At 62.0% G+C, this 26,391-nt stretch carries 22 protein-coding genes; 9 read left to right on the top strand and 13 right to left on the bottom strand.

What is annotated here, in order from left to right; genetic code table 11:
* The first annotated feature begins 79 nt into the window (after positions 1 to 79).
* Complete coding sequence (locus tag FVF58_RS37905) at positions 80 to 589, top strand: DUF1993 domain-containing protein (RefSeq protein ID WP_149674798.1); 510 nt, start codon at positions 80 to 82, stop codon at positions 587 to 589.
* Between the two features lie 22 nt (positions 590 to 611).
* Here the strand turns inward: FVF58_RS37905 and FVF58_RS37900 are convergent, their stop codons facing one another.
* Positions 612 to 932 carry a YnfA family protein gene (locus FVF58_RS37900; protein WP_149674797.1) on the bottom strand — a complete coding sequence of 107 codons (321 nt, stop codon included), beginning with the start codon at positions 930 to 932 and terminating at the stop codon, positions 612 to 614.
* 136 nt (positions 933 to 1,068) lie between these two features.
* On the opposite strand from FVF58_RS37900, the gene FVF58_RS37895 reads away from it, so the two are divergent.
* Entirely contained in the window at positions 1,069 to 1,242 is a 174-nt protein-coding gene (locus FVF58_RS37895; RefSeq protein WP_149674796.1) for a DUF1289 domain-containing protein, read from the top strand.
* A gap of 15 nt (positions 1,243 to 1,257) precedes the next feature.
* On the opposite strand, the gene FVF58_RS37890 is transcribed toward FVF58_RS37895, so the two are convergent.
* Positions 1,258 to 1,899: a LysE family translocator gene (locus tag FVF58_RS37890; protein ID WP_149674795.1), complete on the bottom strand. Its 642-nt coding sequence runs from the start codon at positions 1,897 to 1,899 to the stop codon at positions 1,258 to 1,260.
* Between the two features lie 158 nt (positions 1,900 to 2,057).
* On the opposite strand from FVF58_RS37890, the gene FVF58_RS37885 reads away from it, so the two are divergent.
* Positions 2,058 to 2,525, top strand: coding sequence for an Lrp/AsnC family transcriptional regulator (locus FVF58_RS37885; RefSeq protein ID WP_149674794.1), 468 nt, complete (start codon positions 2,058 to 2,060; stop codon positions 2,523 to 2,525).
* A gap of 65 nt (positions 2,526 to 2,590) precedes the next feature.
* The gene (locus FVF58_RS37880; protein ID WP_149674793.1) at positions 2,591 to 2,824 is read left to right on the top strand and encodes a hypothetical protein; all 234 of its coding nucleotides are present in this window, start codon (positions 2,591 to 2,593) and stop codon (positions 2,822 to 2,824) included.
* A 205-nt stretch (positions 2,825 to 3,029) separates the two neighbouring features.
* Here the strand turns inward: FVF58_RS37880 and FVF58_RS37875 are convergent, their stop codons facing one another.
* Both FVF58_RS37875 and FVF58_RS37870 read right to left on the bottom strand, forming a co-directional pair.
* The gene (locus tag FVF58_RS37875; RefSeq protein ID WP_149674792.1) at positions 3,030 to 3,506 is read right to left on the bottom strand and encodes an OsmC family protein; all 477 of its coding nucleotides are present in this window, start codon (positions 3,504 to 3,506) and stop codon (positions 3,030 to 3,032) included.
* 96 nt (positions 3,507 to 3,602) lie between these two features.
* Complete coding sequence (locus tag FVF58_RS37870) at positions 3,603 to 3,950, bottom strand: hypothetical protein (RefSeq protein ID WP_149674791.1); 348 nt, start codon at positions 3,948 to 3,950, stop codon at positions 3,603 to 3,605.
* Between the two features lie 208 nt (positions 3,951 to 4,158).
* On the opposite strand from FVF58_RS37870, the gene FVF58_RS37865 reads away from it, so the two are divergent.
* The 5 genes from FVF58_RS37865 (at position 4,159) to FVF58_RS37845 (ending at position 13,687) form a co-directional block, all read left to right on the top strand.
* The gene (locus FVF58_RS37865; protein ID WP_149674790.1) at positions 4,159 to 4,809 is read left to right on the top strand and encodes an HD domain-containing protein; all 651 of its coding nucleotides are present in this window, start codon (positions 4,159 to 4,161) and stop codon (positions 4,807 to 4,809) included.
* A gap of 309 nt (positions 4,810 to 5,118) precedes the next feature.
* Entirely contained in the window at positions 5,119 to 7,125 is a 2,007-nt protein-coding gene (locus tag FVF58_RS37860; protein WP_149674789.1) for a bifunctional DedA family/phosphatase PAP2 family protein, read from the top strand.
* Between the two features lie 783 nt (positions 7,126 to 7,908).
* A complete protein-coding gene (locus FVF58_RS37855) occupies positions 7,909 to 9,084 on the top strand; it encodes a phospholipase A (RefSeq protein ID WP_246217365.1) in 1,176 nt (391 codons plus the stop codon).
* Between the two features lie 813 nt (positions 9,085 to 9,897).
* A complete protein-coding gene (locus FVF58_RS37850; protein WP_188131060.1) occupies positions 9,898 to 11,124 on the top strand; it encodes a hypothetical protein in 1,227 nt (408 codons plus the stop codon).
* A 16-nt stretch (positions 11,125 to 11,140) separates the two neighbouring features.
* The gene (locus tag FVF58_RS37845; RefSeq protein WP_149674787.1) at positions 11,141 to 13,687 is read left to right on the top strand and encodes an ATP-binding response regulator; all 2,547 of its coding nucleotides are present in this window, start codon (positions 11,141 to 11,143) and stop codon (positions 13,685 to 13,687) included.
* Between the two features lie 46 nt (positions 13,688 to 13,733).
* On the opposite strand, the gene FVF58_RS37840 is transcribed toward FVF58_RS37845, so the two are convergent.
* The 9 genes from FVF58_RS37840 to FVF58_RS37800 form a co-directional block, all read right to left on the bottom strand.
* The gene (locus tag FVF58_RS37840; RefSeq protein WP_149674786.1) at positions 13,734 to 14,867 is read right to left on the bottom strand and encodes a hybrid sensor histidine kinase/response regulator; all 1,134 of its coding nucleotides are present in this window, start codon (positions 14,865 to 14,867) and stop codon (positions 13,734 to 13,736) included.
* A gap of 234 nt (positions 14,868 to 15,101) precedes the next feature.
* Entirely contained in the window at positions 15,102 to 17,039 is a 1,938-nt protein-coding gene (locus tag FVF58_RS37835) for a bifunctional sugar phosphate isomerase/epimerase/4-hydroxyphenylpyruvate dioxygenase family protein (RefSeq protein WP_149674785.1), read from the bottom strand.
* Positions 17,040 to 17,144: 105 nt separating this feature from the next.
* Positions 17,145 to 18,209 carry a Gfo/Idh/MocA family protein gene (locus FVF58_RS37830; RefSeq protein ID WP_149674784.1) on the bottom strand — a complete coding sequence of 355 codons (1,065 nt, stop codon included), beginning with the start codon at positions 18,207 to 18,209 and terminating at the stop codon, positions 17,145 to 17,147.
* Positions 18,210 to 18,582: 373 nt separating this feature from the next.
* Entirely contained in the window at positions 18,583 to 19,578 is a 996-nt protein-coding gene (locus tag FVF58_RS37825; protein WP_149674783.1) for an aldo/keto reductase, read from the bottom strand.
* 255 nt (positions 19,579 to 19,833) lie between these two features.
* Positions 19,834 to 22,659: a 2-oxoglutarate dehydrogenase E1 component gene (locus FVF58_RS37820; protein ID WP_149674822.1), complete on the bottom strand. Its 2,826-nt coding sequence runs from the start codon at positions 22,657 to 22,659 to the stop codon at positions 19,834 to 19,836.
* 334 nt (positions 22,660 to 22,993) lie between these two features.
* Positions 22,994 to 23,194, bottom strand: coding sequence for a copper chaperone (locus tag FVF58_RS37815; RefSeq protein ID WP_149674782.1), 201 nt, complete (start codon positions 23,192 to 23,194; stop codon positions 22,994 to 22,996).
* Positions 23,195 to 23,243: 49 nt separating this feature from the next.
* The gene (locus FVF58_RS37810) at positions 23,244 to 23,543 is read right to left on the bottom strand and encodes an ArsR/SmtB family transcription factor (RefSeq protein WP_149674781.1); all 300 of its coding nucleotides are present in this window, start codon (positions 23,541 to 23,543) and stop codon (positions 23,244 to 23,246) included.
* Between the two features lie 29 nt (positions 23,544 to 23,572).
* On the bottom strand, positions 23,573 to 25,438 hold the full coding sequence (gene ilvB / locus FVF58_RS37805) for a biosynthetic-type acetolactate synthase large subunit (protein ID WP_149674780.1): 1,866 nt from the start codon (positions 25,436 to 25,438) through the stop codon (positions 23,573 to 23,575).
* Between the two features lie 361 nt (positions 25,439 to 25,799).
* Complete coding sequence (locus tag FVF58_RS37800) at positions 25,800 to 26,378, bottom strand: AraC family transcriptional regulator (protein WP_149674779.1); 579 nt, start codon at positions 26,376 to 26,378, stop codon at positions 25,800 to 25,802.
* Between the last annotated feature and the right edge of the window lie 13 nt (positions 26,379 to 26,391).

Below are 26,391 nucleotides of genomic sequence, written 5' to 3'. Positions count from 1 at the left end.
TATGATGCTGCAGCGGCAATCCAGCCGCTACATCGCCTCGCGCGCCGCCGCGCGCACGATTCAGAATCAGAGGAACGCCATGTCAATTTCGATGTACCAAGCCTCACTGCCCGTGCTGATTCGCGGCCTGACGAACCTGCAAGCCATCCTGGGCAAAGCCGAAGCACACGCCGCCGCGAAGCAGATCGAACCCTCAGTGTTCACGAACGCCAGGCTCGCACCGGACATGCTGCCGCTGCTGCGCCAGGTCTATATCGCGAGCGACACCGCGAAGGGTTGCGCCGCACGTCTGGCCGGCGTCGAAGCGCCGAAATACGAAGATGTCGAGCAGACCTTCGACGAACTGCAGGGCCGCCTTCAAAAGACGATTGACTATCTGAAGGAATTCAACGCGGCGCAGATCGACGGCTCGGAAGAGCGCGCGATCACGCTGAAAATGCGCACCGGCCCGATCGAGTTCACGGGGCTGTCGTATCTGCTGGGTTTCGTGCTGCCGAATTTTTATTTTCACGTCACGACGGCTTACGACATTCTGCGTCACAACGGCGTCGAACTCGGCAAGCTCGACTATCTGGGCGGCATCAAGTAACGACGTGTGCGCGGTGCGCGGGCTAGACGCGCGGCTGGAACGCGATCACCGCCATGCCGGCCAGCGTCAAGGCCACGCCGGCCGTGTCCCACAGCGTGGGCCGCACCTTGTCGACGGCCCATAGCCAGGCAATCGCCACCGCCACGTACACCCCGCCGTAAGCCGCATACACGCGGCCTGCGGCGGTGCCGTGCAGCGTCAGCAGCCACGCGAACAACGCGAGGCTCAGGGCGCCGGGCAGCAGCAGCCACACGGAACCATCCTCCTTCAGCCAGCGCCAGGGCAAATAGCAGCCGACAATTTCAGCAACGGCGGTCATGACATACAGCAGGAAAGTTTTCATCGCGGATGGAAACAAGTGGTTGTGTTGCCGCCAACTTCGCGCGGCTCTCTATCGGCTTTATTAACACAATCACTTGGCGCACCGGGCATGTCGCATGCGACAGTCGCCGGAACCTGGTCCCTGATGGCTAACCGTCATGAGCATCGCGTCACCCTGCATCGACATCTGCAAGTTCGACAGCAAGACCGGTTTCTGCGTCGGCTGCATGCGCACGCGCGACGAATGCAAAAGCTGGAAGAAGATGAAGGATAAGCATCGCCGGAAGATCATCGAGGACCGTCAGCGCCGCGAGCACAAGCTGAAAAAGTGAGCGGGCGGCCCAGCGTCAATCCAGCGAGAGCCGCAGCGCGAAGCCAATCAACGCGGCCGAGAACGTCCAGCGCTGCAAAGTCTGCGCAAGCGGATGGGCGCGCATCCAACCGGCAATCCGCGCAGCCCCGATCGCATACATCGCGTCGAAGCACGCGCCGATCGCAAGCAGCACCAGACCGAGTTCGACCATCTGCAACGCCACCGGCCCGGCTTCCGGCCGCACGAATTGCGGCAACAGCACCGAGCAGAACAAGAGCGCCTTCGGGTTCAGCAGATTCGTCAACAAGCCTTTGACGAAAGCGGTCCGCAGCGGACGCGCAACGGCAGTCGAAGTGTGCGCGGCGGCGCCGCCCTCGGGCAGCGTGAACACCGGCGAGCGGAAAATCTGAATCCCCACCCACGCGAGATACACCGCGCCGCCATAGCGCACGACGTCGTACAGCCAGGGCGCATTGCGCAACAGCGCCGCCACGCCGCATGCGGAGAGCGTCACATGCGCGGCGCGCGCCAAGCCCAGGCCGCCGGCGGCCGCGAAGCCGCTGCGCACGCCGCGTCCGATACTCGTTTGCAGCACCAGCGCCATGTCGGGGCCGGGCACCGCATAAACCACCAGCAACGCAGCGACATAGACGGCCAGCAGGTGTGCGGAAATCATCGAAGCCTCCTGTTTTCGAGGGCTCTATCTTGCCCTCGGTGACGGAGGTTTTTCTGGCGAGTATCAGTTTCGTCAGCCTTGAATTTGGAGGAATGCGCTAAGATATCGGATCATCACGATGCTTTCCACTAAGCCGTAGCAGACACTCTTCCGAAGCCATGACCCCCGACCTCGACAGAACCGACCGCGCGATCCTGGCCGCGCTGCAGAACGATGGCCGCATGTCAAATGCGCGGCTGGCCGAAACCGTCGGCCTGAGCGAGACGCCTTGCGCGCGCCGCCTCAAGCGCCTCGAAAGCGACGGCTACATCGACCAGTACCGCGCGATGCTCTCGCGCTCCGCGCTAGGCTTCGGCGTGGTCGCATTCGTCTATGTGCGCTTTGCGGTGCACGACCGCGCGGTGGCCACCCGCTTCGAGCGCGAAGTGCAGGCGATTCCGCGCATTCTCGCGTGCCACAACGTGTCGGGCAGCGCCGATTACATCCTGCAGGTGGTGGCCCGCGATCTCGACGACTACGGCACGTTCATGCGTGATGAAATGCGCAGTCTGCCGGGCGTGACGTCGGTGGAGTCGGCGTTGTCGCTGCGCGAAGTGAAGGCCAACGGCGGCTTGCCGCTGTCCTGAGCGCTAACGTGGCATAGTCACCCCTTTGACATGGCGCGAGCCGACCTGACGAACACGGAGTTTTCATGGACCACGAAAAGGCGCGAGCCGAAGAAACCGCCGCGATGGAGCGGGTATTGACCGCGACCCAACGGGTGCAGTCGGCCTTTGCATCGCTGCAATCGCAATTTCCGCCCGCCGGCGAAGGCAAGCCTTCGCAGTTCGCGTTGCAGACGTTCGACGCCGCGTTGCAGGAACTGGAAGACGCGCAGGCGGCGTTCGATGAATTGCTCGGCGATCTGCTCGACGGCAATCGTTGAGGCGGGGCTGGTCGCATCTTGCATTGCCGCCTGTTGTGACCGAAGCGGGTGCTGCAGAGCAGGCGGCGCAGTTCGCGCTATTTGCCGCCACGGCGCGCAGGGTCATCGCTCGCAAGAATGCTTCGTTTAACGAAACATCGTGGCTTCTGACCGCAGCGCGCGGTGCTATTTTGTCTAGAGGCAAACAGGCAGCGCCATGCGCTCGTCAACGCCCCTCCGTTTCGATCACCGGTTCGCAGAGAATCGGAAAATTGACCGAATTCGCGATATAGCACTTCTCATGCGCCACATGATGCAGATGCGTGGCCTGTTCGACATCGCCCCCCGCCAGAATGACGACGTGCGGGCGAAGGACGATCTGTGAAAAGCGGCCTTGCTGCGGTGTATCGAGCATGGTGCCTTCGGCGTTGTCGCGATAGTCGAGCACCACGATGCCGGCGTCCGCGCAAAGATGCAGATACCAGAGCTTGTGACACGCGCAAGCGGAAGCGACCAGCAGGTCTTCCGGATTCCATCGACCGGCGTCGCCGAGAAAAGCCGCATCCGACGAACCCGGAATGGCTGGCTTGCTGCCGGCCGTGATCACATGATCGCGGCCGTAGTCGCGGTATCCCGAGGTGCCGCTGCCGCGGTTGCCCGTCCACTGCACCGATACTTTGTATTTGTGCTCGCCGTATGCCATGCCCCTCTCCTTGTCGAACCCGACCCGGACCCGGTCGTCGGGACAAGCATTTTATACGGGGCGATCGGCGTGCTCTATGCGAGCGTGGGGAATCCGCTATCGAAGCGGCGCCGCCCTGCCGGACACGTTCGGCGCGCGCGGATCGGGATTCATATACAGGGCCGTGCCGTTTGCCCGCATAGTGTTGAGCGGCTGGCCCACGCCGGTGCTGCCCGCGACGCCCGCCGACGTTCCCACGCCCGTCGTCAGACCAGTGCCTGACCCGGCGCCCACCCCCGCTCCCGCTGTAGCGCCCGCGCTGTTCGAGCCGACCGGCTGTGCGCCGCTCATGCCGCCGCCTGCATTGTTGAACAGCTGCGCATCAGCCGGCCCCGCCGCGCCGAGCATCAGCGCCACCACGAGCGCCGACATCGACATTGCGATACTGCCCGTTACGATCTTCATCATTTACTCCACCACATCATTGAATTGCCTTGGGCGCGACGCCGCGCAAAGCAGGCCGCCCTACGCGGGCCGCCCTAAACGTATGACGTTGCGCTGCGTGCTTCGTTCACGTGCGGCCCTGGTGCGAATCAAAATTGCGAATGCCCCGGAGCGCGGCGCGCGTCGCACGATGCGCGATAATCGCCCGCTTTCGACACGGATCGCGCCGATGACAACAGCCGCCTTCGCCCCCTTCGAGGAACTGGCCGAAACCCTGCTGCCGCACGCCTTCGACCGCGCCGGCAACGGCGACGGCTCCCACGACACCTCGCATCTGCAGCGCGTGTGGAAAAACGCGGCGGCCATCCACGCCGAAGAAGGCGGCGATGCGCAGGTGCTGTTCGCCGCGACGCTGCTGCACGACTGCGTGGCCGTGGAGAAGGACTCGCCGCTGCGTGTGCGGGCATCGCGGCTGTCGGCCGACAAGGCGGCGCGCGTGCTGGCATCGCTCGGCTGGCCGCGCACGCAAATCCAGGCCGCTGCGCATGCGATCGAGGCGCACAGTTTTTCGGCCGGCGTCGCACCCGCCACGCTCGAAGCGAAGACGCTGCAGGATGCCGACCGGCTCGACGCGATCGGCATGCTGGGCGTGGCGCGCTGCTTCTACGTGGCCGGACGGCTGGGCCGCGCGCTATACGATCCGGCCGATCCGCACGCGGCGCATCGTCCGCTGGACGACACGCGCTACACGCTCGACCATTTCCAGACGAAACTGCTGAAGCTCGCGTCCGGCTTCCAGACCGCGACCGGCGCGCGGCTCGCCGGGATTCGCCATGCCCGTTTGCAGCGTTTCGTCGACGAATTCACAGACGAAATCTGAACGTCGTACCACACGCTGCACACGCCCACCGAGACCCGGCACGCAGCGCGAAAAAATGGCGCCAGCAACGCCGACGCGCGTAGCCACGCGGCTATGCGCGCCGTCGCCGCCATCCCTGACGTACACAGCATCCACCCGGACGACTATAGACCGCAACGCTCCAACCCACGGCCGCGAAGCGACCCATCAAGCAGGCACTTCCAGAACTCCCCACCGACATTTCACCGCCCGCCGCTTTCCAAAAGGGAATAACACCGCTCCCTTGCGCGTTATGATCGGCTGACACGCCAGAACGGCCGATCGCGCACGATGGAGCACGCCTACATCCACCTTCTGCATCAGCTAGCCGGCCATTCGGCGTGGATGCTCGCGGTCGTCTTCCTCGCGTCCTTCCTGGAGGCGGTCGCGGTGATCGGCACCTTCATCCCCGGCAGCACCGCGATGTTCCTCGCCGGCGCGCTGACCGGCACCGGTTCGCTGAGCCTCGGCTGGGTCTTCGTGTGGGCCATCGTCGGCGCGATCGCCGGCGACGGCATGAGCTTCTGGCTCGGCGGCCGCTACAAGGAACAGATCGTCCAGCTATGGCCGTTCCGCAAGCACCCCGAGGTGCTCGACGCGGGGCACCGCTTCTTTCGCAAGCATGGCGCGAAGAGTGTCGTGCTGGCCCGCTTCATCGGTCCGCTGCGGGCCATCGTGCCGGTCGTCGCGGGCATGCTCGGCATGCCGCCGCTGCGCTTTTACGCGATGAACGTGTTGTCCGCGCTGCTGTGGGCGCCCGCCCATATCCTGCCGGGCGTCGTGTTCGGTGCGTCGGTGCTGCTGGCGGGCGCGGTGTCGTTCCGGCTGGTCGTGATCCTCGCGCTGCTGGTGTGCATCGTCTGGCTGAGCTTTCGCGGCGCCCGCTTCCTGCTCTCGCACGCCAATGCGTGGTCGAGCGCGGCGGGCCGCCATCTCGGCGATTGGGCATGCCGGCACCCCGGTCCGCTCGGCCGGGTCGCGCGCAAGATGCTCGACCCCGAGACGCCGGATGCGACCAGTCTGCTCGTAACGTCGCTGATTGTGCTGGTGTCCGGCGCGCTTTTTGTTGGCGTCCTCGGCGACGTGATCAGCGGCGATCCGCTGACGACCCTCGACCTGTCCGTCTATCACTTCCTGCAATCGGTGCGCACGCCGTGGGGCGACACCGTCCTCGCGGCGCTCGCGACACTCGGCAGCGGGATCACGCTGACGTCGCTGATCGTCATGGTCGCGCTGTGGATGCTGTGGGAGCGGCGCTGGCGCACCATCGGCTACTGGCTCGCCGCAGTGGCGTTTTCCCAATTGCTGATCTTCGGGCTGCAGTTCGCGATGCAACGCACGCCGCCCAACGAACTGATGACCGGCCACTACGTGTTTCCGAGCAATCACGTGGCCGCGACGGTCATCGTGTACGGCTTCCTCGCGTTCCTGCTCGCGCGGCGGGTCGGCATGGTGGAAGCCGTGCTGGTGGCGGCCGTGAGCACGATCATCGTGATCGTGGTCGCGCTCGCGGGCGTGTACTTCGGGCGCTACTGGCTGTCCGACGCAATCGGCGGGGCCGCGCTCGCGTATGTGTGGGTCGCGATCGTCGCGCTGACGGCGATGTGGCGGCATCCGCAAGCGCCGCCGCAACGCGAGTTCATGCCCGCGCTCGTGCTGGTGGTCGTGCTGGTCAGCGTGGGCGCGCAACTCGCCGTCAACCTGCCGGCGGCGCCGCCGGGCAGCGTGCAACACCCGCCGCCGGTCCTGGTCACGCAATCGGATTGGACCCTTTCCGTGTGGAAACAACTGCCGTGCTATCGCTCGGACATGGGCGGCGACCGCAAGGAGCCGCTCACGCTGCAGTGGGTGTCGAACCTCGATTCGATCCGCGGGCAACTGCGCGCCCAGGGATGGGTCGAGGGCACCGACGTGTCTGCGCACAGCCTGCTCTCGCTCGCATCGCCCGACGTCGCGGCGGTGTCGCTGCCGGTGCTGCCGAAGCTGAACAACGGCGTGCCTTCGTCGCTGGTCCTCATGCGTCCCGGCGACACGCGCGCCGAACGCGACGTGCTGCGCTTCTGGCCGAGCGGTTATGCGGTGGAAAACGGCACCTCCGCCACGCCGCTGTGGGTCGGCGCGTTCGCCCACGAGCGACTGTTCCGGCCGTCGTGGCCGCTGAACATCCTGAGGGCCGACAGAAACCCCGGTTCGTTCGACACCCGCACGAAAGCGGGTGCCGGACTCGGCGCGGAGATTCTGGCCAAGGTGGATTGTCATGGCGTGCCGGTGTCGTTGCTGGCGTCGCCGGTGGAGTGAGCGCAGGGGTTGATCTATTTGGCGCTGGCAGTTTGCCGCTGACGCGCGCGGCGCGCGCGTTCGTTGCACCCGCAAACAATATCCCGTGCGCTCAAACAGTTAGCGCGGCTAGCCAGGACTTGTCCACAACGTTATGAACGTTTTCTGTGGATAAGCCTGGGGGTGCGAATGTTTTTTCTCTGGCAACCAGGTCATATCGTGATCTGCACGGCCGCACAAACTCAGCATGCCTATTGACTCATCGCCGCGAATGTTAAATCTGCGAGAAGCCCTCTCTACGTTTCACACGCAGCATGCAGACGCGCGCTGCCATGACGATTTTTAATCGACAAACCCTCGATTCATACGTTGCAGAAATGCAACGGCCATCGATCGAATAGAGCTTCTTTCCTGCACGCTCACGAAACCCACATTGCGGAGAACTCATCCGATCGCGCGACGGATGAATATGGCGTGAGGAAATTGGTCAAGCTCGACGGCCGCCTGAGATCAGGGGACGACCAGATAAAAACTATCACCGACACACGGTCACGCTTGCATCATGACTCGCTCGAGCCAGAATTTTTTTACCCCGATACTCCGCTTTGACGTTATCTTTTCGTTGCGACCTGCATTCGTAGATCAATAGGAGTCCCTGTGTGGAATCGATTGATGTTTCGAGTAAGGAGAGACCGCATTTCCGCCCATGGCGGTAATGACTCACACTTTCGCGGGTTACCTCTGGGTTTAAGCGTACTGGTGCTCTGCGCCAGCTATCCGGCTTACAGTTTTGCAGGCGTGGCCGTGCTGCGTCCGCCGCGCGAGGCGCTCTCCACCGCACCGCTCGAAGTGATCGTCGTCTATTCCGGCGATCAACCGGGCGGCACGGAGATGGACGTTCCCGCGCAGTTGAACATTTCCATCAGCAACTCCGATGTCATTCCCAAGCCACTGACGCTCACGCGTGAGAGCGGCGCGCCGGACCATCTGAAGCTGGCGCCGGGTGATCTCAAAGCGATCCGCTACAGCGGCACGTGGCCCAAGTGGGCGCGCGGCGCGATGAAGATCGACGTGCCGGAACTCGACGTCTCGCCCTCTTTCGTGTTGCTCACCCGGCCGCCCGAATCCGGCAAGTCGGCTGCGCTGGCTTCGGCTGAAGGCTCTCATGACGAGGCTGCTGGCGTCGCGCAACAGCCCGCGAGTACTTTCCCCGTTTCTCCGAAGCTCGCTCGCGCGAATGCGCCTACCCCTGAAGTCAATAGCTTCCTGAGCCGCTTCTCCACTTATGAACCGATGTACTTTGCCGATGGCTCGAACGGAGAAAACCTCGCGAAATTCCAGTTGAGCTTCAAATTCCGCCTCGTCGTGCCGGACGATCCGCGCTCACGCGGCTTCGTCGATAACCTGTATTTTGGCTATACGCAAACCTCGCTGTGGGATCTCGGCGAGTACTCCGCGCCCTTCCGCGATACGAGCTACATGCCGCAATTGTTCTATTCGCTGGACGACACCGGCTGGAAGAGTTCGTGGTTCAGCAAGATGGGCATAGCGGCCGGCTACAGTCACGAATCGAATGGGCGCGACGGTCCGGAATCACGCGGCATCGACATTCTCTTCGTGCGCCCGAAGTGGGAATTCGGCGACCTGAACAGCAATCACCTGACCGTGGAGCCGAAGATCTACTACTACGTCCACATTGCAGGCGAGAACTCGAATATCGCAGACTATCGGGGTTATGTGGATCTGCTGCTCAAGTACGGCAGTACAGATGGCTGGCAACTGGCTACGACCTTGAGAAAGGGCACGAAATCCACTTACGGCAGTATCGACACGCAGTTCACCTATCCATTGGCGAAGCTGATCAACAGTTCGTGGGGCGGCTTTCTGTGGGTCGGATTCTTTACCGGCTACGGCGAAGATATTCTCGACTACAACCAGCATCGGTGGATTGCGCGGATCGGGTACGCCGTTACGCGGTAGGCCGGGTGGGATGGACGGGACGTTGCCATCCGCACTCGCTTTTCGCGGCCGCCCGCGGGCTGATAACGGACTGACAGCGCCTCGCGGCCACCGCGAGGGTGGCGCGCGGCGACAGGCCGCGCCGGACCAGAACGTAGCACGTCCACCGACAATTGCCCTGCCCGACCTTGGCCGCGCTCCGCATCCAACGCCGCTTGCAGAACAGCACTCACGGCCTGGATGAATGCTTTGACTGGCGCGCCCGTGCTCGACTCGACCGGTCCAGTTCCAGGTAAACCAGAACGTGACCGATCTCTGGACGACCACCGTCCGGCCGCGTCGGTGCCGTACGGCGCGCCCGCGAGGTCTGGGGACGGCAAACGCGGCGTCGCTCGGTGGGACAACGCGGCCTGGCCGATCAACTGACGCGCGCGATTCGGCGTGACCACTGCGAACGAGATGCCGGTGGCCGGACAATCTCATGACGGCGGTCGTGGCGAGTCGTGCAGGACGGTGGTTCCTGGTAATCGTTTGAAACGAACGACTCACGACCTCCCGACACCGACACCGCCGACACCCCTTGGCCCCCGCAGCCGCGCCCTCGGCAGAACGTCCGCCTGGGCACATGGTCATTTATTCCGTTTCGCCCGATATGCTAATTGCATCGACTTCAAGTCCCGCCAACGGGTTTACGCCAATACGGGATCAAGGCTGTGTTAATGAACAAACGGGCACATCACAGCGGATTTCTCTAGAGTTGCAGGGTCGTCTGTCGCTTTTGACTGGCTACATCGCGCTGATTTTCCAGCGTAATTTCATCCTAAGGGAAAACCAATGAAAACTTCTCTTCATAAAGAAGTGTTGACCAACTCCGTCGAGCAAGCGGGTCTCCATTTGCAGCTGAATAGTGCACCACTTACGCTCAAACACACAATTCATCCGGAAGAGATCCGGGACAACCTGGCCGCGGGGCATGGCGGCGTCGGTTTTCTATTTCACGCTACGGACTGGGATACGCTTTCATTTTCTTTTCATAACGTTAAACACAGAAACGCCGCGTTTGAAGAGGAGCTGTGGAATACCAAGCCTTTTATTGCTTCGCCGATCTACTCGGGCTCTCAGGTCATCGGCGCCAATATCGCCTGCCCGGTGCCGCTCGAGATGTGGCTCGGCAGCCCGCGCGGCATCAAGCGGTTCAGGGAGACGCAATTTTTTCCGGCCCTCGAACTGGCAAGGCAAGCGGGCCTGAACATGGTGGCGATGGGCGCTTCCACGCCGTATGCGTGCAATTACGGCGCGCTGCCGCGGCATACGAAGCCGCCTCATATCACCACCGGCCATGCGGCCACGGCCGCGATGCTGAAGGACTGGGCGGTCCATTGCTGCAACGAGCTCGACCTCGAATTCGGCAAGACCAGGCTCGCGCTATTCGGCGCGGCCGGGCGGCTCGGCACGACGGTCGCCAAGTATCTGCTCTACAAGGATGTGCCGAAGGAGTTGATTCTGATCGACCTGCCGGACAAGGTGAATCTGCTCACCGAACAGGCAAAAGAACTACTGGCGTCGGACCTGCTGGGCAAATCGCGGGTGTCGGTGCACACCTTCAGCCCGGACACGCCGCTGCCGCAATTCGACGGCGCGATCCTCGCGAGCAGCACCAGCGTGCCCTACCTCACCGCCGCCGATCTGAAGCGGGCGCAGTTCTGGATCGACGACTCCCACCCGCGCGCGGCGAGCGTAGAAGCCGAACTCGCTTCACGCGGCCATACGCTATATATTGAGTGCTTCGCCCGTGGCCCCGCCGGACTCGACACGACTTTTCCGTTCCGACTGCCGTCCACGCGCGATTGCTATACGTGTTTCGCGGAGGGCTACTCGGCCTGGCAGGAAGGCATTGCGTCGGACTTCATCATCGGCAGCCCGCCCGTATGGTCGGTCTCCTATACTCACAGTCTCCTGAAGAAGTATGGGTTTTCGGTCGGTCCTTTCCATGGAAAGAATGGCTCGCCGATCAGCCTGGAAACGCAGCAACGCAGCAAACACGAGTTGATAGGATCGTAACGATAATGGAGGCCTGATGGCGATATCGCGCGAAAGCATGCGGGATATGCTGGAACGAAGCAGGTTTGCAATTCGATGGGGCGGCGCACTCGGCCTCCTGTGCCACCCCATCTATTACGTCGTGTGGACGTATATCCTGCCGCAGCCATACGACAATCTTTGGCTCCGCCTCAGTGCCGCGTTCATTTGCATTCCATTGCTGTTTCACGCGCATTGGCCAAAGCGCTTTAACCATTTTCTGCTGATTTACTGGCATTGCGCGCTGATCTACGTATTGCCGTTCGTTTGCACATTTCTTACGGTCAGGAATTCATTCTCCACGATGTGGATGATGACCGAGGTCATGATGATTTTCATTATGGCGCTATGTATCGACAATCCGCTTTTGCTGCTCACCTGTATCGGCATTGGCGTATTTTCCGGCGCGGCGGCCGCGGTGATCTCCGCCCCGGCGCCGATCGTCCTCGCCGCGGCCGACAAGTCCAATCTCGCGTTGCTACCGGTCGTCGTCCTGTGCAGCATGGCGTTCAGCCATGCGATCAGCAAGGGGCGCATCTTCGTCGAAAAGAACCGCGCGCTGCAGGCGCTCGCGGGCTCGATCGCGCACGAAATGCGCAACCCGCTCAGCCAGTTGAGGCACGTTCTGGACCGCGTGGAAGAAGCCTTGCCGGCGACGACGGAAGCCAACCGGGCGCCCGCGCCGCCGTCCGGCGGCACGGCGGCGCTGTATGAACATCTCGCGCAAGGACAGTTGTCGATCGAGCGAGGCCTGCGCATCATCGCGATGACACTCGACGAAGTCAGCGCGAAATCCGTTCGCTCGGATCGCCTGACCTATCTGAGCGCGGCGGCGACCACAAGCAAGGCGCTGGAAGAATACGGCTTCGACGATGTCAAGGAGCGCGGCAAGGTCAAGCTCGTGGTGCGAGAAGATTTCGTCTTCAAAGTCGACGAGACCGTCTATCTGTTCACGCTGTTCAACCTGATCAAGAACGCGCTCTATCACATTGCCACGCATCCGGCGGCAACGCTCACGCTCACGGTCGACAAACAGTCGGTGATCGTGCGCGACACCGGCAGCGGCATCGCGCCCGAGATCCTGCCGCATCTGTTCGAGCCGTTTCGCACGGCGGGCAATTCGGGAGGCACGGGCCTCGGGCTCGCGTACTGCCAGCGCGCGATGCACGCGTTCGGCGGAAGCATCGGTTGCCAGTCGGAAGTCGGCAAGTTCACGGAATTCACGCTGCGGTTTCCCACCGTATCGAAAGGCGAAGTCGCGGAACATGAGCAGCGGATTTTCGAGCGCGCCGCGCCGGTTTTCGAAGGCAAGCGCATCCTGATCGTCGACGACGACGCCGGTCAGCGGACCCGAACCGGTCGCGCACTGACGCGGGCGGGCGCCCATGTGAGCGAAGCCGAAAACGGCGCGATCGCGTTGACGACGCTGCGGCAGTCGTCGCCCTATGACCTCGTGCTGATGGACATCAGCATGCCGGTTCTGGATGGCTATGCCGCCACCGAGAAGATTCGCGCCGACCACGCATGTCCGAACCGCAGCGTGCTGATTGCCGCGTATACGGCGGAGCCCGGCAACGCGGTCCGCGTGCACGCCCGCAGAGCCGGGATGGATGAAATCATCAGCAAGTCGTCGAGCGTGCAGGATCTGATCAGCGCTTTGCAGACGCTCCTCGAAAACGGCGGCCGGCATCATGCGGGCCAGCGTTCAGACGGCTTTGCCGGCAAATCGATTCTCGTGGCCGACGACGACACCTACAGCCGACTGGTTGCCAAGACCTATCTGGAGCGTTGCGGCGCGAGCGTGATCGAGGCCGAGCATGGGCAAGCCGTGCTGGCCCGGTTGCAGCAAAACGGCGCGATCGACGCGATCCTGATGGATATGAACATGCCGGGCATGAGCGGCGTCGACACTACCATGCAGATTCGCGCGCGCACCGACCTGCATGCGAACGTGCCGATCATCGCGTTGACGAGCCAGTCGGATATCGAATCCGTGCACGCGTGCCTCGCCGCCGGCATGAACGAGGTGATGATCAAACCGGTGCAGGCCGGCTCTCTTTACGCGTGTCTTGCGAGACAGTTTGCACCACAACCCGCCTTGAACATCGCGGCGCAAACGGAACTGTCACCGGCGCCTGTTGCGTCGATCGAACAGCCTGTGGCCATCGCGCAAAACGACCTGCTCGATGAAGATCACCTCGAAGAACTGGTCGCGCTCGATCTGCTCGACGACTCGTTTCTCAACGGCATCGAACAGATCCGCTCGCTGGTCGAGCGGCTTGCGGCCAGCGCCGCGGCCCTCGACGTCAAGTCGGCGCACGGCGCGTTGCACGTTCTGCTCGGCGTCAGCGGCAACATTGGAGCAAGGGCGCTGCATCAGTTCGCGAGGCAAATATATCCGCGCGTGATCGACGGTGAATGGCCCGCGGAGCCCGACTGGCTCGCACGAATCTGCTCGTTGGGCGAACGTTCAGCCGACGCGTTGCTGCGGTATTACGGGTCGACCAAAGCGCGGCGCGCTCATCGCGACGCGTTGAGCGAGTAGCGGCCCGCTCGCGGTGTGACCATGCAGGTCGGCCGCGCACGTGTGCTCATTGGCCCGCGGCCAGCATCCGCCCTTTCGCACCCGGAAAACCCATCGTGACCGTGGTCCCCGTGCCCAGCTCGGACTCGATCCGCAGGCACCCGCCGAACGATTGCATGATGCGGTTGCAAAAGATCATCCCCATGCCGTGGCCGCCCGCCCCGGCGTAAGTGGTGACGGGGTCCAGCAGCAAGCGCGCCTTGACCTCGGGTGCGATGCCGGGACCGTTGTCGCGCATGCGGATCTCGGGCTCGGGACTGTCCACGATTTCAAGGCAGAGCGCAGGCTCGGTCGTGCCGTCGAGCGCGCGCAGCGCATTGGACAGCAGCGAGGAAAGCACCAGCGCCACGCAATTGGGCATCGCACGCACGACGAAATCCCCCTGCACCTCGACCCGTATCCAGTCGCGCTGCGAGCCGACGAACGGATAGGTGTCGAGCAGCGTGGCGATCAGACGCGTCGCCTTGACTTCGCGGCTGCCCGCCTCCGAGGCTGACTGCTGGCCGCCGCTTTTGTGCACCGTCTCCCAGAACGACGAGATCAGCGTCAGGCAATACTGTGCATTGTTCAGCATCGACGTCGCTGCGTGACCGATCTCCTTCTGGCGCGCCGGATCATATTGCTCGACCACGTCGTTCTCGACGGAGCGCGCAAAGAGCGAGATCGTCGCCAACGGCGTATTGAGTTCGTGGGCGAGGAAAGCGAGCGTCTCGTCCATCGCCAATAGCCGTTGTTGACGCGTTTCCCGCTCCGAGTAGCGCGCGATCGCCAATTGCAGGACCTCACGGACCTTTTCCGTGCGCAGCGGCTTTTCGAGAATACGGAACACGTCGCCGGTATTGACCGTCTGCAACAGCATGTCCTTGTCCGCATACGCGGTCACGAGTATCCGCACGATCTGCGGATACTCGTGCGCGACCTGGCGCAGCAGATCGTCGCCATCGCGCCCCGGCATCCGGTAGTCCGTCACCAGTACGGCGATCTCCGCGCCGTGCTCGCGCAGCACGCCAATCGCCTCGTTTGCGCTCTGCGCGACATGCACGCAGTAGTCCGCACGAATCGCGCGTGCGAAGTGGTTGCGCGACATCTCCTCGTCATCGACGAAAAGAATGGAAAACGGCGGCTGTGTGATGTCACTCATGGGTCACTCATTGCATTTGCAGCGGATCGCGGCAGATCGGAACTGAGCCGGGACAAAGTCGCGGCGGTAAAAGTGGAGGTCTGCCGGGATCATAACCAAAGCGTGACGGGATGGGGGCTTGCGTTGCTCATTCGCACTTTCCAGCGGGGTGGTTCGTGCGGCTTGGCATGCGCAACGCATCGGGGGCGCCGGCCGGCGCCCCCGAGCGGGTACGTCAAGATCCGCGCAAAACGTTCAAGCGCCGCGTTGAGCCTGTGACGCCATCCGCGCCGGCGCATTGGTCGCACCGTAGCCATCATACGCATTGACGCGTTGCACGACTTCGAAGAAGAGACCGTCGTTGAAGCTCTCGGTGTAAATGTGAAAATAGTCGCCGGCCTGGGACCGGTCGAACAATATCCCGGCATCGCGCATGCGGGCCACCAGATGTTCATCGAGGTCGATGCGCGTGATCAGATCGTCGTAGTAGTTCCCGGAGATGGGCACGAAGCGCGCGCCCCTAGCCCTCATTCGCGCGACGGTGTCGAAGATGTCGTGGCAGTTCAGCGCGATGTGGTGAACCGTGACGCCGCCGCCGGCCGCCACCGTCCGTGCGGTGCGCGTTCCCGGTCCCGGCGACACATTGAGCACGAGGCGCATGCTGCGATCCGCGTTGGCGACGCCGCGGCTGCGCACGAGCCCGAACGGATCGGCCAGTTCGAGGCTCTCGCCCGGTTCCAGGCCGAGCACCGCGCGCGAGAACAGAATCCACGTGTCCTGCTGATCGACCGCGAGGCCGAGCGCGACATGGTCGATCTGTTGCAGCCCGACGCCTTGACCGGCCGCGTCGGATTCGTCGTCGAGCACGAAATCGGCCTCGTAAAGGCCATTCGGACCGAGCGCCGACGATACGAAGCTCACGAGGCTTCCGCCCGGCGAGACGACCGCGGGCACGCGCTGCTCGTAGGGGCCGATGGGGCCGTCGTAGCGCTTGGACTGCATCGCCGTTGCGCGGCCGACCGCGCCTTCCGGGTCCGCGGTGCGCACGGCAAGCGCGCAGACCGACAGGCCATGCGTTTCGAAACGCGATCGCGCGAACGAGTTCGGCTGGGCGTTGACGATCAGATTGATGTCCCCCTGCCGGTACAGCACCACTGCCTTGGACCGATGCCGACCCGCGCGGCGAAAGCCGAGTTGCTGCAAGAGCGTGTCGAACTGTGCGGCCGACGCCTCGTCCGCGGCGAACTCGATGTATGACAGCCCGGCGATCTCCGGCAGCGGCGGCGGGCTATACAGTTCGATACGTTGCAGCACACGTGCGCGCTGCTCCGCGTATTTCGCATGGTCCGGCTTGCCGTCGGGCGGCGCGGGATGCTCGAGCCGGTCGCGCACCTGGCTCTCCAGATAAAGCAGCGAGCGCATCGCGTCGACGGCTATGCGGCGGTTAGGCGTTTCGCGGAAGACGTCGTTGAAGATCTCCAGCGACAACGGCCCGGTATAGCCGGCCAGCAACACCTGTTCGAGGAAGTTCGCCATGTCGAACTGTCCCTGGCCGGGGAACGAGCGGTAATGCCGAGCCCATTGCAGCACGTCCATCGACAGCAGCGGCGCATCCGCCATCTGCAGAAAGAAGATCTTGTGCCCGGGAATCCCGGCGATGCCGGCCGGGTCGTCCTTCAGCGACAGCGTATGGAAGCTGTCGAGGATCAGCCCGAGGTGCGGATGATCGGCGCGCCGCACGATCTCCCAGGCCTGCCCGTACAGGTTCGTCGCGCGCCCCCAGGCGAGCGCCTCGAAGCCGACCCGCAGGTTGCGCGCCGCCGCGCGTCCGGCAAGCTCGTGCAGTTGCGCCGCCGCGAGGTCCGGGTCGTCGATGGTGAGCGGCGACGTGTTCGAGCAGCACAGCACCATCGAGACATCCAGCTCCTGCATCAGGTCGAATTTGCGCTCGGCTCGCTCCAGGCTGCGCCGGAACTGCGCGTCGGGCATCCCTTCGAAATCGCGGAACGGCTGGTACAGGTCGATGCTCAGGCCGAGATCGCTCGCCATCGCTCGCACTTGCGAGGCCGAACCCTTGTAGTTGACGAAGTCGTTTTCGAACAGTTCGATGCCGTCGAAACGCGCGGCGGCAATGGCCTCGAGCTTCTCAGGCAGCGTGCCGCTCAGCGACACGGTTGCAATAGTGCGGCGCATGATTTTGTCCCGGCGTCAGTAACTAATCCACTCTACCCGATGGGAGCGACGGCTGCGATGTCCGTGAATATGCTGCATGCCGCCTGCCTGTGCTGGCGCGCTCACTCAGACTATCGCGCTCGCGCGCCCGGTATCGACGACGGTACCGGTGCGGGCCGCGTTCGCGATCGCCTCGGTGATGCGCAGGTTCTGCAAACCGTCGTAGACGGTGACGAGCGGCTGCGCAATCCCGGCGACCACGTCGCAGAAATGCGCGAGTTGCCGCTTCAGCGGGTCCGCGCGGTCGATCTCAACCACGCCGGTTTCAAAGGGTTTCCACCATGAGCGGTCCTGCATGCTTGCGTAGCGCTTCACGCGCATCGTCGGCACGGACAGCGAGCCCATGTCGCCCGCGATCACGTAGCAATCTTCGTCGTCATAGCTCGGATAGCTGCTGTTTTCCCGCGATGTCTGTTCCCAGCTGCGCGCGGACCCCGCCGTATCGGAAAGCAGGAAGGTGCCGAGCGCACCATTCTCGAATCGCAGATTGATCGCGACCGTGTCCTCGACCGGAAACCCGCGCGTTGCATTCGACGACAGCGCCTGCACGGCGACGATCTCGCCGCACAGCGAGCGCAGATTGCCGATTTCGTGAACCATGTTGATCAGGATCGGGCCGCCGCCTGCCTGACGCCGCCAGGGCGCAGCGTCGAAGTAATCGTCCGGCTTGTAGAACACGGCGCTGCCCATCACGCCGACCAGCTTGCCGAGTTGCCCTTGCTGAATGATCTCGCGCGCCTTCGCGAGCACCGGGCTATGCGCGCGATGATGGCCGACGAGCAGCGGCACACCGGCGTTCCGGGATGCGGCGAGCAGGCGCTCGCCCTCATTCAGCGTGTGCGCGACCGGCTTTTCGATCAGCGCCGGAACGCGCGCGGCGATGCACTCAAGCGCCTGGTCGACATGCAACTGATTCGGCGTCGCAAGCACCACCCCGTCGGGCCGATGCTTTTCGAAGAGTTCGCCGAGCGAGCGATAAAGGGGGACGTGGGCGGTTTCGGCAACTTCAGCGGCACCGGGCCCCGGATCGACAATGGCGGCCAGCCGGCAGCGGTCGCTGTCCTGAATCAGTTCGATGTGACGCCGGCCGATCAGGCCAGCGCCGGCGACGGCAAGCTGGAGTTGTCTCATGATTTGTCTGATATTGGTCGCGCCGGAGTTGGAGCGGCATCGTGAATTGATGCGAGATTACTCTTGCCGGCCATCGACACAATGCGTCCAGATGGAAAATCATAATGCGCTGTGAGCGAATAATGATGGCATCGTCATGCGGCGAGCCATGGACTGGGCGCGCTATTCGAAGGCGGGTGCCAATCCGCAAACGCGCGATGCGCGCCTTAAGTCGCCGAGTCCGTCATCGGGTAGGAAAAAGACTGCCGCCTCCCGGTGACGCGAATCGGGGTTGCGCTCATGCTGGCCCTCATCGCGCCGCTCTGCCTGGAGATCGCCCTCTTCAGATGCACGGCTCTTTGCCGACCAGCACGACGGCAGACCCACGCCCTCTTTACCAGCGCTGGTGAACCTGAGGCGCGATATGTCGCTCGTAGACGTCCCGGACGCGTTGCATTGCCTCATCAGACAGTGGAGCGAGGTTTGCAGCCGCGACGTTCGACGCCGCCTGGGCCGCGTTTTTACTGCCCGGAATGATGACGGAGACGGCATCCTCCATCAGGATCCAGCGAAGCGCCAGTTGCGCCATGGAGGCATCTACCGGTACAAGGCCACGCAGTTCGTCGACCGCTTTCAACGCGGTGTCATAAGGCACCCCGGAGAACGTTTCGCCGACATCGAACGCCTCGCCATGGCGATTGAAAGCACGATGGTCGTCTGACGGGAAAACCGAATCCGCGGACATCTTGCCGGTCAGCATGCCGCTCGCCAAAGGGACTCGCGCAATGACCGCAACGTTTTTCTTTTGCGCTTCCCTGAAGAACAATTCGGCAGGACGTTGACGGAACATGTTGTAGATGATCTGCACCGAGACCACATTGGGATACTCGATCGCCTTCAGCGCTTCCTCGACCTTTTCGACCGACACGCCGTAGAAGCGGATCTTGCCGGCAGCGACAAACTCGTCCATCGCGTCGAACACCTCGGGATGGTAGTAAACCTCCGTCGGCGGGCAATGCAATTGCACGAGGTCGAGCGTATCGACGCCAAGGTTCGACAGGCTCCGGTCGATGAAACCCGCGAGCTCACGCCGGTTCGTATAGCCACTGGTCACATGCGGGTCGAGCCGGCGCCCGAGCTTGGTGGCCACCACGGGACGCTCGCCGCCTCGTTGCCGCAACACGTCCCGGATGATCCGCTCCGACCGACCGTCGCCGTAGACGTCGGCCGTGTCGATGAAAGTCACGCCGTTATCGAGCGCCGCGTTTAACGCGGCCTTGGCGTCGTCTTCGGCGACACCGCCCCATGAGCCACCGATCGCCCATGCCCCAAAACCGATTTCCGACACATTCCAGCCGGTGCGACCCAATTTTCTCGTCGAAAGCGTCATTTAAGTGCTCCTCCTGTATTTTATGGACCGACGTCTTTGGCGCTTCAATGAACCGGCGCAGCATCAGTGCCGGCGGCCTTGTGTTCCTAGTGTAACAAGCAGGAGGTGGCAGTAGAGGTGGTGTATTTGCCCCAATCCACGCCGCTGATAGCTTCTGTCGTTCAGATGAGTGCCTTCGTGGCGGTCAACGCGTGGTCGATCTTGATTGCCAGGGCGAACCAGCGGCATCGTCTCCGATTCGCCCTCGCTGCCCACTTACTCGTCAATCGCCTCGCGCAGAAACTTCTCCTGACGCGCAGCGTGCAACGACCGATAGCCCGGCGCGGTCGAGGCGGTCGCCTCCGGCCCGACATAACGCAGCGCCGCGGGTGCCTTCACGATTTCCAGCAGTTGTTCCATGACGAAATGCCAGGCCCCCTGGTTTTTCGACTCTTCCTGACACCAGACGACGCTCTTCAGATTCGGATAGCGTGCCAGTTCCAAGCTGATCCGCTTCGCAGGGAACGGATACAACTGCTCCACGCGAATCAACGCGATATTGTCTTTACCGGACTGACGACGACGCTCCAGAAGTTCGAAGTAGACCTTACCCGAGCACAGGATCACGCGCTCGACTCTGGACGCTGCTTCGTCCGTAGGCGATTCGGCCAGAAGCTCGTTGAATCGGCCCGTAGCGAGCTCATCGAGACTACTGACAGCCTCCGGGTGGCGCAGCAGCGACTTTGGCGTCATCACGATAAGCGGAACGCGATCGTGCAGCACGGCCTGCATCCGCAGCAGATGGAAAAACTGTGCCGGCGTCGTGGGTTGGACGACTCGCATGTTGTCCTGCGCACACAGCTGCAGGTAACGCTCCAGGCGCGCCGACGCGTGTTCCGGCCCTTCCCCTTCCTGACCGTGCGGAAGCAGCATCGTGACACCACTATGCTGCCCCCACTTGGCCGCGCCCGCAGACAGAAAGTTGTCGATCACAACCTGTGCCCCGTTCGCAAAGTCGCCGAACTGCGCTTCCCACAAAACGAGCGAGTTTTGTCGAACAATCGAATACCCGTACTCGAATCCCAGGACTGCGGCTTCCGACAGAACCGAGTTGGTGACCGAGAAACGCCCTTGGGTCTCCGACACATGGTGCAGCGGGATGAACGTGCCCTCCGCGCGAATCGACCGCTTCTGATCGTGGAGTACCGCGTGACGATGGCTGAACGTGCCGCGTTCGCTGTCCTGCCCACTCAGGCGAACATCGATACCCGCGGAAAGAAGGGACGCAAACGCCATGTGCTCGGCCATGCCCCAGTCCAGCGAACGCTTGCCTTCTGCCATCTCGCGACGGGCCGACATCACCCTTGCGACGAGCGGATGCAGCAAGTACTGATCGGGAACGTTGGTGATTCTTAGCGCGAGTTCCTGAACGAGATCCATCAACGGCGGTGCGTAATAGATACGACCCACGTTTCCATCGAGCAGTTGCGGCCAGCTCACCTCTTCGCTTGTCTGATCGATCGGCTTCTTCTCTTCGGCGGTTTGCGTAGCGTCGAGACGTTCGCGGTAGTCGTGAACATATTTCTCCACGTCTTGCGCCGTCAGAATCTGAGCGTCCACCAGTTTTCTCGCGTAGAGAGTTCGGACGCCAGGGTGCCCCGCGATCGAGCGATACATCAACGGTTGCGTAATGTTCGGCGTGTCCTGTTCCTGATGACCATGACGGCGGAAGCAAACCAGATCGATAACGACGCTCTTCTGGAACGTCGCACGAAAATCGATGGCGAGGCGCGTGGCGGCGACAACCGCCTCGGGATCGTCGCCGTTCACATGCAGCACCGGTGCCTCGATCATCTTGGCAATGTCGGTGCAATAGAACGACGATCTGACATCTCGCGGGTCGGACGTGGTGAAGCCCACCTGGTTATTCACCACCACGTGTATCGTGCCGCCCGTGCCATAGCCCCGGGTATTCGACAGGTTCATCGTCTCCATCACAATGCCCTGCCCCGAAATCGCGGCATCGCCGTGGATCTCCACCGGCAGCACCGCACTCGCCCCTTGCCCCAATACTTCGGCGCGCGCGCGAGCAATACCTTGAACAACCGGATTGACGATTTCAAGGTGCGACGGGTTGAACGCGAGTGTCACTTCCGCTGGCCCACTCGCCGTCGGGAGCAAACCGGTAAAGCCTTTGTGATATTTAACGTCGCCTGCCGGAAGGAGATTCGCGGTTTTCCCCTCGAATTCGTCGAACAGCGCGGCCGGCGGCTTCCCGACAATATTGACAAGAACATTCAGACGTCCGCGGTGCGCCATCCCGAGAATCGAGCTTTTGACGCCCTTCGTGGCGCCATACGCAACCAGCTCATCGAGCAGGACAATGAGCGACTCGCCACCCTCGAGCGAGAAGCGCTTCTGCCCGACATAGCGGGTATGCAGGTATTTTTCGAGTCCCTCGGCAGCCGTCAGCCGTTCGAGAATATGCAGTTTGTCACCGCGATCCAGGGTAGTTTTTGAACGCGAGGATTCGAGACGCATTGCCCACCAGTCACGCTGCGCCGGATCGGCCAGATGCACGAACTCAGCACCCAGCGTGCCGCAATACGTCCCTCTCAGCGCCTCCATCAAATCGCCGAGCGTTGCATCGTCTTCCGAAAAATACGCCCCCGACATGCTGAACTTCGTGCTCATGTCCGCATGGGACAGATCGTAGTAGCTGGGATTCAATTCAGGCACCGGCACCGGGGCGGTCCAGCGCAGTGGATCCAGATGCGCATTGCGGGTACCGACCATCCGATAGGCCGAAATCAAGGCCTGCACGGCAACCTGCTTCCGGGCGAAACTCAGTACATCGCTCTCCGAACGCCCGCCGGCCCGCGTCTGCCTCGCCAACTCGACAAACCGTGACACGACCGGCGCGTGCGCGACGTCGTCTGCATCCGATCCATCGACCGCCGGCACACCTTGTAACGCGTCGAAATACCCGCGCCACTCATCCGACACCGTGTTCGGATCAGCAAGGTATGCCTCGTATTGTTCCTCCACATAAGGAGCATTGCCTCCAAACAGAAAGGAGGTATTCCGGTTCCGCATCATCATGATGACTTCGTCCTCAGTCGGGCTCACGCCCGGTATCTGTCACAATTCAGCGAGGGCTGCACCCGTTGCCGCCCAGGCCGCGCCAATGCTTTCACAGGTACACGAAGACAAAGATCCGACTACGGAAGGAGGCAACATCCGGTGCCATCCGGTCCACGTCAACTTGTGCAAAACCTCGTGACTTCTGCCACCAGGTCCCTGTGCTCGCCAGGATCAGCAACCTCCTGGTCGCTGATAAAAACAGTGTATGTTTTGCGGGCCTCTATAGAGACGCTAGCTGCGACGGATTTGGGACATTCTCCGTCCATATCTGGCCATCACGTCAAATGCGTGGCTACGCTTCGGCAATCCTCACGTCGTAGTCCTCGTCGGCGAATGCAATCAGAAACTCTTCGGGCATCAACCATGAGTCAACGCTGACCGTTCTCGTGCCGATGTCGACGTTGACCTTCGCGTCGGCATCGACGCTCTTCATCACATGTTCGATAGACGCAACATCGTCAGAGCGAATTTCGTCTTTCATCGAAAATTTCATGACACTTCTCCAGTAGAGAATTAACGCTGGCAGCACCTGAAGACAGTGGTTACAGATGCAACCTGATATGTGCCGTAAAGGCACGAATAACCTCTTCATTCCGCGATAGAAACATCCATTGCCCGAAGCGAGTCGAAACAAGCAGTCCCGCGTCGAGCAAAACCGCGACATGCGCCGAGACGCTCGACTGGGACAGCCCGCTGCGCGCGTGGATTGCGTTCGCCGGCACTCCGCAGCCAGGATTGGTAGGTCCCCGCACGAAGTATTCGTCTGGCGCCTTTAACCACCTCAAGATCTCGCGTCGGAAAGGGTTGGCGAGCGCCTTATGAATCAGATCTTCATCAAACATGGGTGTCGACGAACACGAGTTCATCTTCGTTAGAACATATCTGGCGCACTGCTCGGTCCCGCAGACTGAATCTGCGTTTCCCGCCCGGTTCGCGACGAAATAAAGGGACCCGTGATCATTCGCGAGTAGCTTTGGCCCGGACCCACCATGGGAAATACATCGGCGTTTTCGTCGATGATCACCTCGAGGAAGGCCGGTCCGTCAAATTCCACGAAGGCTTTCAGTGCGGCCTCAAGTTCGCCGGCCGTTTGAACGCGACGGGCAAATTCAAAGCCATCGGCCTGTGCCGCCATCACAAAGTCCTTGCGGTGCAACGACTTGTCGCTGACGAACATCCGCCCTTCATAAAAGAGACGCTGCCACTGCCGGATCATTCCGTCACCGCGATTGTTGAGCAGCAACACTTTGACGGGGATGCCGTAGGTGCTTGCGGTCTCGAGTTCTCCGGCATTCATCCGAATGCTCCCATCGCCGTCTATGTCGATCACCAGCGCGTCCGGTCGCGCCAGCTGCGCGCCAATCGCCGCAGGCAGCCCGAAGCCCATCGTTCCCATACTTCCAGAGGTCAGAAAGCTTCGAGGTTCGACAAACGAGAAAAACTGCGCCGCCCACATTTGATGCTGGCCGACCCCCGTGCTGATGATTGCCCGTCCGCCCGTGATCTCGCTGAGTTTTTCCACAACCAGCTGCGGCTGTATCACGGGATTGTTCCGGTCGTAGTTCATTCCATACGAGCGCTTGAGTTCCATCACGCGATCGAGCCAGTCCAAACCAGGCAGCGGCGCTGGACTGTGGTCCATCAAAGACCGTAACGCGTCTTTTGCATCGCCCACATGACTCCAGTGCACGCGTTTGACCTTGTTGATCTCCGCTTCGTCGATATCGATGTGAGCGACATGGCGCGCAGCAGGGGCGAATGTTTCAGGCCGGCCGCCGGCGACGCGATCGTCGAATCGGGCGCCCACCGCGATCAGGAAGTCGCAGTCTTCAACTGCGTAATTTGCGCAAGCTGCACCATGCATGCCGAGCATGCCGAGACACAGTGGATGCCTGGCAGGGATCGCACCGAGACCCATGAGCGTCGTCACAATCGGAATGCCGTGTCGCTCGGCGAACTCGCGAAGCTCGGCAGTCGCGCGAGCCGTGATCACACCGCCACCGATATAGAGCAGCGGCCGCTTGCTCTGCCGCAGGAGATCAAAGAAGGCGGTGGCCTTTTCCTCTTCCAGACGCGCAGCTTTCGCCACCATCCGCAGACGATCGGAATAGCCGCGAAAATGCAGCGTTCCTTGTCCGTGATAGGGGCCCGTCCAGTTCTGGATATCTTTGGGCACGTCCACGACCACCGGGCCAGGTCGGCCGCTGCGGGCAACTTCGAAGGCGGTTCGCAGTGTTGGCTCGAGCCTGGTCGGATCGGTTACCAGAAACACGTGCTTCGCGCACGCCGACATGATGTTGAAGACGGGCGCTTCCTGAAACGCATCGCTGCCGATCGCTGCACGCGGCACCTGTCCGCAGATGAGGACAACCGGTATCGAATCGCCATTGCAGTCAGCGATAGGCGTCACGGCGTTGGTCGCGCCTGGGCCGGAAGTCACCATGAAAACGCCCACTTTGCCGCTGGCTCGCGCATAACCCGCGGCCATGAAGCCCGCAGCCTGTTCGTTGGAAGGGACGACGAACCGGATTTGACGCTCGGGATGCGCGGCGTTCATTTCGTTAAAGCGAAATACGGCATCGTACGTCGGCAGAATCGCACCACCGCTATACCCAAACAGCGTGTCGACACCCTGCTCGGCCAGTACACGCAAGATGATGTCGGCCCCCGACAGCGTCTCATTCAGATTCGTTGGCGCCAGATCGGCTGGTGAAGCAATGTTGGGGTTTCGGGTCATAGTTGGCTCTCGGGTAAATCGGCGCTGCCTGCAGCAGCGTCCACAATCAAAGGACGATTTCCTTTCCGACTCGAGAACAGCGTATGTTCGACACCCGCTTATGGACGATCACTCAGACGGGTTCTCCGTCGCTCGCCTGGTCCATCGAGCACGCTTATGAAGGGCTTTTCTTCTGGGTGAATCGTGAGAAAGGACATAACGATTCTGCCAACAATTGCAACGGTGCGGTCTTTTCTTGCGGTGACGTACGGGCCAAATTGAGCTGGATCTGGGCCATGACCGGTGCTCGCGAAATGAACCGAGCGCAAAGAGCAGCCCACCGCATCATTGCAAGCGGGCTACTCTTTACGCTCAGTTGCACTCAGGTGCGCTGCGTAGACAATGACGTTGCAATACGTCTGGCAAACGATTCACCCATGTCCTCGCCGACCAGAGCCAATGCCACCTCGATACCGTCACTGACACCCCGCGACGAGTACAGGTTGCCGTCCCGCATGTAGCGCTGATCGCTGATGACGTGCACCAGCGGATATTCAGCAGACAGACGGTGCGCGTCGCGCCAATGCGTGGTCAACGCACGATGGTCGGCAAGACCCGCGCGCGCAATCAGAAAAGCCCCGTTGGACACCGACGCGAGCCTTCGCACGCTGCGTCCCGTGTCACTGAGCCAGTCCACCAATGCGCGATGCTCCTGACCAGAGCCCACGACCGGAGAGCCAGGCACGACAACGATATCGAATGAGGCATGTGCATCCGACAGGCAATCGGTCGTCCCCACGGCCACGCCATTCGAGCACAGGACGGGCCCCGGCGACGGACCCACCAGATGCTGCTCGTACAACGCCGCGCCGCACAGACGGTTCGCTTCGTGGAAGACGTCCATCGGACCCGTCACTTCCAGCAGACGAAATCCTGCGTAAAGCATCATCGCAACATGCATGTGTTCTCACTCC

The organism is Paraburkholderia panacisoli (genome assembly GCF_008369935.1).
Classification (GTDB): Bacteria; Pseudomonadota; Gammaproteobacteria; order Burkholderiales; family Burkholderiaceae; genus Paraburkholderia; species Paraburkholderia panacisoli.
Note: the sequence above shows the minus strand (reverse complement) of the source record. Positions and strands in the feature narration are given on the sequence as shown.

Coding starts and splice junctions, on each gene's coding strand:
- FVF58_RS37840 (WP_149674786.1), bottom strand. CDS start 14,867: ATGAGTGACATCACACAGCCGCCGTTTTCCATTCTTTTCGTCGATGAC.
- FVF58_RS37815 (WP_149674782.1), bottom strand. CDS start 23,194: ATGAAATTTTCGATGAAAGACGAAATTCGCTCTGACGATGTTGCGTCT.
- FVF58_RS37835 (WP_149674785.1), bottom strand. CDS start 17,039: ATGCGCCGCACTATTGCAACCGTGTCGCTGAGCGGCACGCTGCCTGAG.
- FVF58_RS37865 (WP_149674790.1), top strand. CDS start 4,159: ATGACAACAGCCGCCTTCGCCCCCTTCGAGGAACTGGCCGAAACCCTG.
- FVF58_RS37810 (WP_149674781.1), bottom strand. CDS start 23,543: ATGTTTGATGAAGATCTGATTCATAAGGCGCTCGCCAACCCTTTCCGA.
- FVF58_RS37880 (WP_149674793.1), top strand. CDS start 2,591: ATGGACCACGAAAAGGCGCGAGCCGAAGAAACCGCCGCGATGGAGCGG.
- FVF58_RS37890 (WP_149674795.1), bottom strand. CDS start 1,899: ATGATTTCCGCACACCTGCTGGCCGTCTATGTCGCTGCGTTGCTGGTG.
- FVF58_RS37830 (WP_149674784.1), bottom strand. CDS start 18,209: ATGAGACAACTCCAGCTTGCCGTCGCCGGCGCTGGCCTGATCGGCCGG.
- FVF58_RS37870 (WP_149674791.1), bottom strand. CDS start 3,950: ATGAAGATCGTAACGGGCAGTATCGCAATGTCGATGTCGGCGCTCGTG.
- FVF58_RS37850 (WP_188131060.1), top strand. CDS start 9,898: ATGAAAACTTCTCTTCATAAAGAAGTGTTGACCAACTCCGTCGAGCAA.
- FVF58_RS37895 (WP_149674796.1), top strand. CDS start 1,069: ATGAGCATCGCGTCACCCTGCATCGACATCTGCAAGTTCGACAGCAAG.
- FVF58_RS37825 (WP_149674783.1), bottom strand. CDS start 19,578: ATGACGCTTTCGACGAGAAAATTGGGTCGCACCGGCTGGAATGTGTCG.
- FVF58_RS37820 (WP_149674822.1), bottom strand. CDS start 22,659: ATGATGATGCGGAACCGGAATACCTCCTTTCTGTTTGGAGGCAATGCT.
- FVF58_RS37885 (WP_149674794.1), top strand. CDS start 2,058: ATGACCCCCGACCTCGACAGAACCGACCGCGCGATCCTGGCCGCGCTG.
- ilvB (WP_149674780.1), bottom strand. CDS start 25,438: ATGACCCGAAACCCCAACATTGCTTCACCAGCCGATCTGGCGCCAACG.
- FVF58_RS37800 (WP_149674779.1), bottom strand. CDS start 26,378: ATGCATGTTGCGATGATGCTTTACGCAGGATTTCGTCTGCTGGAAGTG.
- FVF58_RS37900 (WP_149674797.1), bottom strand. CDS start 932: ATGAAAACTTTCCTGCTGTATGTCATGACCGCCGTTGCTGAAATTGTC.
- FVF58_RS37905 (WP_149674798.1), top strand. CDS start 80: ATGTCAATTTCGATGTACCAAGCCTCACTGCCCGTGCTGATTCGCGGC.
- FVF58_RS37860 (WP_149674789.1), top strand. CDS start 5,119: ATGGAGCACGCCTACATCCACCTTCTGCATCAGCTAGCCGGCCATTCG.
- FVF58_RS37875 (WP_149674792.1), bottom strand. CDS start 3,506: ATGGCATACGGCGAGCACAAATACAAAGTATCGGTGCAGTGGACGGGC.
- FVF58_RS37845 (WP_149674787.1), top strand. CDS start 11,141: ATGGCGATATCGCGCGAAAGCATGCGGGATATGCTGGAACGAAGCAGG.